The organism is Vibrio sp. T11.5, assembly GCF_027587155.1.
GTDB lineage: Bacteria > Pseudomonadota > Gammaproteobacteria > Enterobacterales > Vibrionaceae > Vibrio > Vibrio neptunius.
This window is the reverse complement of record NZ_JAPPTP010000011.1, coordinates 138,484-149,681: the sequence shown is the minus strand read 5'-3', so window position 1 is coordinate 149,681 and position 11,198 is coordinate 138,484. Positions and strand designations below refer to the sequence as shown.

The window sequence follows — 11,198 nt, the reverse complement described above, 5'->3', positions numbered from 1 at the left end:
TTTTTATCGCTACTTTAGAGTTAAAACCCAATAAATGAATTTAGTACGTAGTAATTAAAATATTAATATATAAATTAGTAGTATGAAATTAAATAAAATAATCATTGCCATCTTTGTATTGTTTACATCTTATACCCATGCTGTTGAGCTTGAAGTCGTCCTTAAAGATGTCAGCAATGATCACTATCATTTCTATGTAAAACTGGTTGAAGACTCTCATCAACCAACTGGTGTAATGCCCCCCCAAGCAGAGTCATCCATTTCAGCTGCAACTAACAGCGAAAAGATTCGTTATTTAAGTGTTTGGAAGGAAAGTCCTCACTGGAAGGTGGCGCTCTTTGATAGCGAAAACATCCACCTATATAAAGATTACATCAGGCTATCTAGCAACAATAAGCTTGACCAGAGCGCTGTACATTACTCAGAGCAAGGTACGTCTCTCACAATTGAGCTAGGTTCCTACCAATTTAAGATTCGAGATTATCTAACTGAACCTGTCGTGACACAGACACTAAAAGAAGTGAAGTCCGATCTTATCCACAATGCTTTCAGTTACCCTTACGCCTCTTATTCAAAGCTCAGTGCTGTCACGGAGCTGGACTCCTACGTAACAAAGCATGGCACAGCCGGTTTATCTATGCCGATCTTCCACAATAATGGCACGGCTCACCTATCCTTTATCGAAAATCGTTATACCCTCGAAGGGTTAGATAAACTTAAGTCTGATAAACAGGTGTCAATAAAGACAACCGACGATTTAACGACTATCGATGTCGATCATGGTCAGTCGATCACAACTTATTTTCTAAAAAGTCAGCTTTGGGTTGATCACAACTCAGGAGTGCTCAAAGCTGATGGCTCAGGATGGAGTAAGCCCCCCTTTAACGAATATTACCTTTCTTCCATTGGCCAATGTGTGAAGTTAAAAACTTCCTCTGAACCATCTTGTTATCCGATCGTGAGCCTCAACTATGGGCGTCAAGCTAGCCTAGATTCTTTGCCACACCTAGTCGGTTGGAAAGATCAATATCGTTCTGTTCAGCATCAGTTCAATGATATCGGCAGTAAATCAGTAATAACAGACAGTGAGGTTTCAAACGGCGCTAGCGTTATTTCTGAGCGATTCACTTACAGCGATGAGTCGAGCCGTTCCGGTCAACCTCCTCTGATGACAGAGAAGGAAACCATTAACTCAGTAAACAATATCCGAGAGGTGACGCGTTACTTGATCAAGGACGGTTTCGTGGGCTTAGTAAGCAGAATCACTCGCTTTGGTACCATCAATGGCACAGAATCCCCCCTTTCTGAGACCAAAATAGATTGGAACCCCTCTGCAAGTGGTGATGTTCAAAAAACTAAAGTCGTAGACTCAGTTTCTGGTGTCGATGGTTCTGTGCATGAACAAACCGTCACCAATTATAGTTATGACGCAAAAGGTCGTATCGAAAAGCGTCTCCAGACTACTGAAAACTTCAAGCTTGGAAAGATTGAAGAACAGGTCGTGTATGAATACAGCAAAAATAAAATCAAAGGGAAAAAAGAGCATCTGTCTATTGCCAGCCCAGCTTATGAAAGTGGGCAAAGTGCACTGCAGGTCAAAGATGTTGAATATAAATACAAAAAAAACAAACTGACCCAAAAAACGGTTCGACAGGGCAGCAGTCAGACGCAAGATATCGTCGAAATGGACAGCCACGATCGACTAACCTCTAGAGTGAGGAAAATGAATAACCATTTCATACTCAGAGAGAAGCTTGTTTATCAGGGCGAGCGATTGGTGAAACATATTGGAAAAGATGCATCAAAGGACTACCAATACCTGAACACTGATTGGGGAAGTATCGTAACTACTGCTGTGAACGGTACACCACTTGGCGAGACACATTATGATCCGAATAACCGCGCAATTGCTGTAGTCATTAGCGGTAAAACTGAAGATCTGCAATTTTACTCAATAGATAAGGTGCCTGCGGAACTAAAAAACTGGCAGCAAGCTTGCCCCGCAGATACCACGCAAGTCAGTTACAACCCTTTGCAAAAATCGCTGACATGCATCACCACTCGCGGTGAGTACCAAATAAGAATGGGCTTGGATGGGCGACTCAACATCACCCATGATGAACAAAACCAAAGCGCTTCTCCTCACTCATTGTTAAACCGCTTAGATCGACACATTCGTGATTATGAAGCTAACAAGCAGTCAGAAGAACGCTTAAACATTGATTTGCAACTGAAGAAAACCTATGCAAACTGGGGCAATACCCATAATCGTTACTACGATATTACTGGGCTATTGTATCGAATGGATGATGACCAAGGTAATACTGTTCGCTTCACTTATAATATTCAGGGTCAGCAAACGTCGATTGAAATCAATGGTAAACCTGAAACTAAGATCACCTTCACGTATGATGGCCTAGGTAAACGGACGGACAGCGCTACTGGATCTACTGGCGTGGCAAGCAGCTCGGTCGCTAGTACAGCTGCTACACCAGTGGCAAACAACGTTTCGTTGGATAAGCAGAGGCTTAAACAACTGAAAAAGAAATTTAAGCATGCGGTCGATTTTGGTGTAAAAGGAAATTGCAACAGTAAGAATCTCAAGCAATTTGATCAAGCAATTCGCGATCACATTATCGCACCAGGAACGCAAGAGATAGACGGCAGCTATCGAGGTGAAAAGGTCCAACTACACACTGACCCAGCTACCGGTCTGACCGTCATTCTTGAGCCAGACGGTAAGTTTCTCAGCGGCTGGAAACTAAACCCAAAACAACTAGAGTGTGTTTTAAATACAGGTAAACTATGAGTTCAATAGAGTGTTCTAAAAGCTACACATTGTTGATGTCTCGGTTCCTATCAGGTCAACTTACGGGAGCTCAATTTGAGGAACGATACCTAGAGATGTTCAAGAATGAATCGAGACCAATGCCCGAGAATGTCTACCAAGTCCTCAATAGCTTGTTCTATTGTGTCGATGCTTACTGTAGTGATCCGGACTTACGTGATGATGACGATTTGGACGATTCACTTCTCTTAGCTCGTACTCAGGATGCATATGACCTACTGACTCAACATGATAAGTAGCGGTTTAGACACCGTATCCGATAGCTCAAGTGTATTGAGCTATCGGCCAATGATGTTGATTTAAGATAAGCCCGCTAGCGGGCTTTTTTGATGCTTTAGGACTAAGACAACAGAGGCAGGCAATTTTACGTCTATTTTCAGCTAAGGAGCCAAAGCCTGCCGCATAACAAAGCTCATCAGTGTTTGCCTTAACAAGGCTCGTGTGCTGTCGCTGACCAGCTAGCATGACGATAGTCAGCCAAGTATTTGATATCAGGGCAATCTTGATGATTAAAACGCGTGCACTGTTTTGTACGCACACATCGCTCGCGCCTTGTCACTTCCCTCAGCTTCATTTTGATCAAAACAACGGCGATATGACGCAACGTATTGGTTGAATGTTTCCATTGCATTGGGTTTAGGTTGATTTACCAGCTTTTCAATAAATTGACGCGACCCGACTTCGAAATGCTGAGTGTCTATCGGCGTATTCCAGTCCCCGCCCCAGATAAGGAACCCGTGGTATGCGAAAAGCTCTGTGACGTCTTCAGCCATGCCTTGACGTTCGATCTCACTTCGAGCTCGAAAACGAGTTCGGTTAATGTAGTTATCTACTGATTGAATCGGTTTAACTGTGATTTTTCCATCTGAGCCAAATTCTAGAAACGGGTTTTGTACCGGGTTGATATCAATGGCAACACCATAAGCATGTTTCGACCAACTAGACCCGCCAGTGATGGAGCGAGCATTGAAAGCACTGCTATTGTTCGCGGCCATAGAAGCAGTATCATCGCCTCGAAATTCACGCATTAAGCGCGCAGAATGAAGCGGAAACTGACGTTTATGTAGCTCGGTGAAAATCCGCTCTACGGAAGGGGCAACAACATCTAACACTATCACACTGCCCTGCTGAGTTTGCCCATCAAAGTTAGTAAAGTCGAAATCAACTTTAGAAAGTCGATCACAGCCTAATGGAGCGCCCTCATTCAACACCCCCTGACTTTTCATCATACTACATTGCCATTCTGAAATAGGGGCGATTTTAGCGTAACCCGTTGAACTCAATAAGGCAGTGATCAGGCCCACCCAGTATCTTTTCATTTCGCTTTTATCAACGTATTTTCAACCCAAAGTGGTCTTATTCTAACCAATGATCTGATTAGACGTGATATTTAAAACAGCGGGTTGAGTCAAATTGTGACGCTGACGGCGAAAGGTGTTTTGTTCTAATAGGTAATAGAGGTAACACAGACAATCAATCAAAAAACAGAGAGGGACACTCAATAGATAAATTCAATCGCTTTCTATTGAGTGTGCATAACATGACTTTACTCAGCCTTCGTTGCCTTTAAAGCTATTCACCGCAGAGGCAACACTTTCTGCGCCAGTGTAGATTTCATCCATGGTTTCTGACACAGTTTGAATCTTTCCGCTCGTTTCCTGAGCCACAGAATTAACGTCGTTCATTGCTTGAGTGACTTCTTTGGTCAAAGACATGTTTTTATTAACCACTTGGGTAATTTCTTCTGTCGATTCAGACGTTCTTGACGCCAATTTTCGCACTTCATCAGCGACAACAGCAAAGCCCCGTCCCTGATCACCAGCCCGCGCAGCCTCAATCGCGGCATTCAGTGCGAGCAAATTGGTTTGCTCCGCAATACTACCAATGGTTTTGACAATTTCAGATACATCATCAGACAGCGAAGCTAGTTCATCGATCTGACTGATCGATGCCGTGAGGTTATCCATCATTTTTTGTGAAATACCTACGGTTTCTTGAAGTACCTGATTGCCGTTCTGCGCAACTTGAGAGGTTTGCAACGCCGTTGAGTGAGCAATGTTTGCCGCTTCTGCAATCGCCATTTCACGAGTAACGTCATCGGTAATATCGGAAGCGAATTTAACAATTTTATACACCTCTCCCTTTTCATTGCGAACGGGGCTATATGAAGCTTGGATCCACAATTCTTCTCCATAACTTGTCTTGCGTAGAAAACGACCAGAAAAAGCCCGACCTTGCGCCAGTTCACGCCAGAAATTAGGGTTTTCATGATAAAACTCATCAAAGCAGAACATGCGATGGTGCTGCCCTTGGACCTGCTCTATTGAGTAGCTAAGAGCAGTTAAGAAGTTTTTATTTGCATCGATGATCGTGCCGTCAGGCTGAAACTCAATCACCGCGAAATTTTGATGCAGTGCCGCGATAAGGTCTTTATCAGCTCGTGCTTGTTTGACTTTCTCTGTCACATCACTGGCTATTTTTATTACACTGGTTACTGCTCCAGTATCATCAAACACTGGGAAATAGGTCGCCTCTATGATGACTAAATCTCCAGACTTACTGTAACGTTCGAAAGTACCTGATTTCACTTCACCCCGTCCCAGAGATTGCCAGAAATGCGAGTATTCAGAACTTTGTGTGTAGCTTTTATCACAAAAAATACGGTGATGCTTCCCAACTAGCTCTTCCAGTTGATACCCCATCGCTTCTAGAAACAATGGACTTGCTGTTTTGATGTTCCCTTGAGGATCAAATTCAATCGTGACCAAAGCCTTATTCATGGAGGCAACTATTAGATGGTAATTCTGCTGTCGAACACGCTCTTGTTCCGCTTCTTCGGTCTTTTTTTCAAATGGCCACATATCTCGATATACTCCCCATGTTTCGCATTGTTCAAGTATAGTACCGGTTTAAATTATAGACATATCAATAGTGGAGTAGCAGTCTGCCTACAGCTTTATCGGACTTAAAGCGCAGTTTTTCCTGAAAGTAGAGTGAGAACATTGACTTAAATATGCAACAAAGAAAATATCAATTAGATTGATATAAATCTAGTAGGTCGATACGTAAGGTGTGCATCAATGATGATTTCTTTATTCAGGATTTTATGTGTTCTTAGTCTGTCTTTGTCTTCATTTTATATACTTGCTAATGAACGTTTTCCCTTAGCTCCACCGGACACGAGTAGCCCGCAAGCAACCTATCTCAGCTTCATCCACTTGGTCGAACAAGCCAACCAAACCTTGTTAGAGCTGCCTTCCTTACCAGCAGCAGAGAAAGAAGCGGCAAAACAATCGGTGTATGCTCTCTTCGATAAAGCAATGCAATGTTTTGATCTCTCTGAAGTACCCAAATCGAGCCAGCAACGAGTCGCATTAGAGTCCGTTATGCTGATGAAAGAGATCCTCGATCGCCTCCCAGAGTTTGAAGCTACATCGATTCCCGATCAAAAAAATATCGCCTATTGGCGGCTGCCTCACACTCAATTGATGATCGAAAAACAAAGCGATGGTCAATACTTATTCTCAGCTCAAACCATCGATAAACTCTATTCCAACTATCAGCTTGTCAAACATTTGCCTAACCGCAACGGCGCAGTGGATGACTTTTATCAGTTTTACTCTCTGAGTGCAGGGAAACTGATTCCACCAGCTTGGTTTGGTTATATTGAAGCCCTCCCAAATGCGTTCATGACAGAGCTTTCTGATCAAGCAGTATGGCAGTGGATCGCATTAGCGATAGTCAGCTTAGTGTTATTTGCTTACGGTTACGCTGTTTATCGCTATCTTGGTAGGACTATATTTACCCCTGTAATAATGGCGATGGGAATTGGCGTTTTCTTATATTTGATCAGCCACGAAATCAATATGACGGGCAAGTTAATGTCGACTTTAAACGTCTCTGGTGAGCTATTGATCTGGCTTTTAGTGACTCAGTCAGCTTACCTAGTTGGCTACAGAGCTTGCACAATTTTACCCAATCGAAGCGAGAATGCCTCCGAGTTACGCCAAAGCGTGACACAAATTGTAGGGACTCTGGTCGGCTCTGCTTTAGCCGTGTCGATCTTTGGCTATGGCTTAAGCCGTATCGGCGTTCCAGTCTACGGTATCGTCACTGGATTAAGCCTCGGTGGTATGGCTATCGCACTTGCGATTAGACCGACGATGGAAAACCTAATTGGTGGCGTGATACTGTTTATGGACAAATCATTGTCTGTAGGTGACTACTGCAAAATTGGCCAAGTCTCTGGTGTTGTTGAGCGTATAGGCGTACGTTCGACGCGAATTCGAGCTAAAGATCGCACCCAAATAACCATTGCGAATGGCGACTTAGTAAAAATGGAAATCGTCAACTTCACTCGTCGAGATCGCTATCCGTTTAGCACTCAGATAGGTCTGCGATACGAGACGTCTATGCCTCAAGTCGAACAGATTGCGTATGAGATAAAAACGGCGTTTTTGGCACACCCAGATGTACTCGAATCGCCCCTACGAGTCCATTTTTCAGGCTTTGACAAATACAGTTTAAACATTGATGTATTGGCTCATATTGATACTAAAGACAGAAATGAGTTCTTGCAATTACAGCAAGATTTACTGATGCGTATTGAACAAATTGTTAAAGCGAATCAAGCAGAGTTTGCTCTGCCAGCCCAAACGACCTACTTGCAAATGAAATCAAACTCAGTAGAACAAATCAGAGCCGAATCAGAAGCGCTTAGTTAAATTGATTAAAATGAAGCAATGGCGAAAACCACCGCCATTGCTTCATTTCATCCAAAGATATGCGGGCCATACTCGTGCCTCAGGCCTGAATCAATTCGCTCCCCCCCGTTTAGCAAGCAGGTTCGTGACCATTTTTCAATCAGGAAATTTCCGCAAAGCGGCGCAGGAATGTCGCCGCCGAGGTATTTCAGACAAGCGTAATCAGTATGTAAGGTCCCTACTCGAAAACACATAAAAAAGCGCCCCATTGGGGCGCGTTGCTTACTGTGAGTATAGACGCCGGATAGGCTCAGGCTCAACATAATCAATCAGCTTGTCATTACTCAACTTATCGATTTGCTCCTGAGTGGCCGACACCACCATCACCTGCTGATTATCGAGTACATCGATAACGTCAATACCGTTCGAATGAAGAAGCTCTCTAGCTTGTTGTTCTTTGCCTTCATGATACTTTACAAAGAATCGTGGTTGCTCTGCCGCGGCCTGTGCAGGCCTATCATCCACTGGGGGAAACGCTGGGTTCCCAGCCATTGCAATGGCAGAGAAAGTCGCGACCAATAGACTGAGAGCGCCAGCACTTGGCAATGACCTTAATATCTGCTTCTTCATACTCACTCCTTATTGAAATGATAGTGTCCAGCTATTGATGCTACCCGTGTCTTGGTTAGCGCTATCAACTGCGTTCAACGTCCAGGTTCCTTTAGATTCAAAACCACTGAAATCAGCTTGGTAAGTCTCCTTGATGTTGTTTGCCGAACTACCCGTATTGTCATGCAGTGTCACCTGACCACCCGTCGGAGACGTTAGCGTCACACGAAGGTCACCAATGTAGGTATGACTGATGTCAAGTTCAACCGATACCGTACCCGCATCACCAGAACGTGATACATCCAGTGAGCTCGTAGCACCCACGCTGTTGTCATCTGGAATCACTATAGTCTCTGAGTTAGTAAAGCTTGACGGCGTTTGGTTCCCGGAATCTGCACCATTATGCGTTGCAACCAGAGATGCACCACTGTACGCCGAGTAGCCGTATACCAATACTTCATAGGTACCTGCAGAACTTACGTTCAGTGAACAACTTTCACCATTGCCTTGCTCCCATGAGCGGCAATCATGGGTACCTGTACTAGGCGTACCATTGAAACGCACATACATATCCGCATCCCCAGTACCACCACTTAGGTTAAAGGTAGCTTGAGTAGCACCAGCAGGGACTTCGAACGTGTAAATCGTACTCGATTTGCTTCCGCCAGATAACGACGTTTTTGCTACTCCATTCTCAAGAACTTTACTTGGTTCTATCGGGCCATTACAGCCAGAATCTAAATAAGTCTTCGCGGCATCTGCATTCACCAGACCGTAACCTGTACGGTTGTCACGACCTTCAGAATCGATATCTGTTGCCGATGCTGTCAGTGCTTTACGTATTTGTTGTGCCGTACAAGTTGGGTGGTAGCTCCAGACTAACCCCGCAACTCCAGCTACGTGTGGTGTCGCCATAGATGTACCGTTGTAGTACTCGTAGTCTTCACCTTGAGTGGTCTTAACGGTTACCGTTTGACCCAACTGACTTGCCATTTCGAGACCAAATTGACGATCAACTGTGACAGAAACCATACGATAGTCGTCGTTATCATCAAGTACAAATGGGTTCTGTAAACCAGACAATGCTTGGTTACTGTATACGATCGCAGCTTTTGCGCCTGCGCTGTAACACGCCTTAACTGGGTTAATTTCTGGGCGAACCCCTGTGGCTTGATTTTCAATACGCTCAGTCAGACAGATCTTGCCTGACATGTCACCACAGTTGTAGCTACCTGAAGAGATATCACAAGCCGCAAGAGGTGCAGTAACGGTGCCTGCAATTGGATCGGATTTGTATGGATTATTAACATCAGCCGGGACTCTCAGAATTTTACGGTTGTGCGGAACCACACCGCGATCGAAGTTGCTCACTCCATTAATCGTAATATCTGCCAGCACACCTTCACCGACAGTCACCGTTGAAAGCACTGCAACACCTGGCGCTGCGATATCCACTTGATCTGTCGCCTGAGAAAAAGCAGCATGCTGATTTTTGTTGTCCACAGCCGCTACTGACATCACAGAATCGTAAGATGCTGGGTAACTATGCGCTGTATTTCCCGAGTTACCTGCCGCAGCGATCAGAAGAACACCGTCATCGTATAATGATTGAAGTGCATTACGTTCTGTTCTACTCGATTGACTACCACCTAAGCTCATATTGACGACATCAGCGCCGTTATCTGCACAGGTCTGAATCGCCTTCACTAAGCTTGAAGAGTAGCCCCAACCCGCTTCATTAAATACCTTAACGATATGCAGATTCACGTTCTGGTTTGGCATCACGCCTTTGACGCCTTCACTGTTAGCAATCGCAGCAATAGTACCTGCGACGTGAGTACCGTGGGCGTTATTGTTGCCGGGAGCACTCCACGAACCGGTTCCACTATCGTTGGTGCCCTGCACACGGTTGCCACTCAGGTCGTTGTGACTGATGTCGTAACCTGAATCAATAATACACACAGTACGGTTCCCCGCATTGGAGTCATTCAATAGTTGTGCATTGACGGCATTAAAGCCCCAAGGTGTCGTTTCGCTTAATAGGTAGCGGGGAGGATCAACCTCAACATATTCAACTTGGCTATTTTCACGCAGTGCCGACAGATCACCGTCATCCATTTCGACACTGTAAAGCGCTTGGTTACCCAGTTTTTCTACTTTGCTAGCTTTCACTTCATCTAATACCGCTTCACGCGTTTTCGATGGAGCCACTACTGAACGAGCCATTGAGAATGGTGCGGGTGCATCTTCTTTGAACTTGACTATATATTTAGTCGGGAGATCCGCCTCATTAAAGCCCATTGGCGACGCTGCAAACGCAGACGTAGCACCAGCCATAGCCACTGTGATTGACGATAGGACGAACATCCCTTTGGTTTTATTTATCATGTTGTGCATTTGCTCTGATCCTTTTTGAGCTATTATTATTCACTTTATTCTCATGAACAGTCATTCCAATAACTACTCAAGAGAACATTAGCTATAAATTATGCTTATAAAATATCCAATATTTTATAAAATAAAACATTCACAAACAGGCAAAAAATCAACTAAACAACAATTTTGGTTAACATATAAAGGTCAATAAAAAGGCTTAAAAAGCAATTAGTTAATAAGTTAATTTGAATTTATAAATAGATTTATTGAGTATTTATTCTAAAAAATTAAGAGGCGTTGATAACGGTTTCAGCTAACAAAAGTACCGCACAAATCTAGGAGAAAGCATAAATGCCAAATTAATCAGTAAGGTAAATAAACAGAGTAACTAGGGCAAAGAAACTTCGCTGATGCTTCATCAAATAACAAATAACCGCTTCCAACCACGATCGCTTCACCATTTGAATAGTTTCTCTGTCCAATGCATATTCTGCTCAAAGATTGAAGGCGTAGTTACCATACTCACCAATAACCCGATCATTTAGTTATAGATAGCAAAATCTCGATGAAACTCATCCCATCTGAACTCAATTTTTATTGCAATTTAGTTAAATAGATTGAAAACTCTAATTTAAACCGAATCGCTTCTATCGGTTTCATAA

The 11,198-nt window shown here is 43.7% G+C and carries 7 protein-coding genes; 3 read left to right on the top strand and 4 right to left on the bottom strand.

The genetic code is table 11. From position 1 onward, the window contains the following. Positions 1-82 precede the first annotated feature (82 nt). Both OH455_RS13260 and OH455_RS13255 read left to right on the top strand, forming a co-directional pair. Positions 83-2,809, top strand: coding sequence for a colicin D domain-containing protein (locus OH455_RS13260; protein ID WP_269981732.1), 2,727 nt, complete (start codon positions 83-85; stop codon positions 2,807-2,809). Then, the gene (locus tag OH455_RS13255) at positions 2,806-3,087 is read left to right on the top strand and encodes a colicin immunity domain-containing protein (RefSeq protein WP_045976519.1); all 282 of its coding nucleotides are present in this window, start codon (positions 2,806-2,808) and stop codon (positions 3,085-3,087) included. The genes OH455_RS13260 and OH455_RS13255 overlap by 4 nt, the downstream gene beginning before the upstream one ends. 270 nt (positions 3,088-3,357) lie before the next feature. Here OH455_RS13255 and OH455_RS13250 read toward each other — a convergent pair whose 3' ends face one another. Continuing rightward, entirely contained in the window at positions 3,358-4,167 is an 810-nt protein-coding gene (locus OH455_RS13250; protein WP_269981731.1) for a M15 family metallopeptidase, read from the bottom strand. Between the two features lie 231 nt (positions 4,168-4,398). After that, positions 4,399-5,709 carry a methyl-accepting chemotaxis protein gene (locus OH455_RS13245; RefSeq protein WP_269981730.1) on the bottom strand — a complete coding sequence of 437 codons (1,311 nt, stop codon included), beginning with the start codon at positions 5,707-5,709 and terminating at the stop codon, positions 4,399-4,401. Between the two features lie 219 nt (positions 5,710-5,928). Here OH455_RS13245 and OH455_RS13240 point away from each other — a divergent pair, with 219 nt between their 5' ends. Further along, a complete protein-coding gene (locus tag OH455_RS13240; protein ID WP_269981729.1) occupies positions 5,929-7,572 on the top strand; it encodes a mechanosensitive ion channel family protein in 1,644 nt (547 codons plus the stop codon). Positions 7,573-7,833: 261 nt separating this feature from the next. Here the strand turns inward: OH455_RS13240 and OH455_RS13235 are convergent, their stop codons facing one another. Further along, positions 7,834-8,181: an ATPase gene (locus OH455_RS13235; protein WP_269981728.1), complete on the bottom strand. Its 348-nt coding sequence runs from the start codon at positions 8,179-8,181 to the stop codon at positions 7,834-7,836. Positions 8,182-8,190: 9 nt separating this feature from the next. Then, positions 8,191-10,557, bottom strand: coding sequence for a S8 family serine peptidase (locus OH455_RS13230; protein WP_269981727.1), 2,367 nt, complete (start codon positions 10,555-10,557; stop codon positions 8,191-8,193). Positions 10,558-11,198: the final 641 nt, after the last annotated feature.